Here is a 599-nt window from a genome sequence, read left to right as displayed (position 1 = left end):
GGTGCTGACCGCGCTCGGCATGGCGGCGGTGTCGCTGGCGACGCCCTTCGCCAGCCCGCGCATCTTCGACAAATGGTTCGTCTGGCCGGAAATGCTTTATCTGTCGCCGCTGCCGATCCTGTCGGCGCTTTTGTTCCTGTGGCTGTGGCGGCAGACCTTCCATCTGCCGAAGCCCGACGACCGCCATTCGCTGATGCCGTTCCTGACGCTGGCCGCCATCTTCGCGCTCGGCTTTGCCGGTCTCGCCTGGTCGTTCTACCCGTTCGTGGTGCCCGATCGCCTGACCATCTGGCAGGCGGCTTCCGCGCCGGAGAGCCTGGCCATCATCCTCGCCGGCACCGTGGTCGTGCTGCCGGTCATCATCTTCTATTCGTTCTATGCCTACCGGGTGTTCGGCGGCAAGGCGACGGATCTGACGTATGATTGAAGGGGATGGCGGGAGCTAATCTCCCCCCTCGAGGGGGAGATGTCGCCGAAGGCGACAGAGGGGGTCGCCACACGGAGAGCGCTAACCTCATTCTGTCGCAAGAGGCCGAGACCGGTCGAGCCGACCCCCTCTGGCCGCTTCGCGGCCATCTCCCCCTCCAGGGGGGGATTAA

At 65.3% G+C, this 599-nt stretch carries 1 protein-coding gene; it reads left to right on the top strand.

From position 1 onward, the window contains the following. A partial coding sequence (locus EN984_RS36950; RefSeq protein ID WP_206517595.1) for a cytochrome d ubiquinol oxidase subunit II occupies window positions 1-427 on the top strand: 427 nt, incomplete at its 5' end. Window positions 428-599: the final 172 nt, after the last annotated feature.

Origin of the sequence: Mesorhizobium sp. M7A.F.Ca.CA.004.12.1.1 (assembly GCF_003997835.1) — a bacterium.
Lineage (GTDB): Bacteria > Pseudomonadota > Alphaproteobacteria > Rhizobiales > Rhizobiaceae > Mesorhizobium.
Note: the sequence above shows the minus strand (reverse complement) of the source record. Positions and strands in the feature narration are given on the sequence as shown.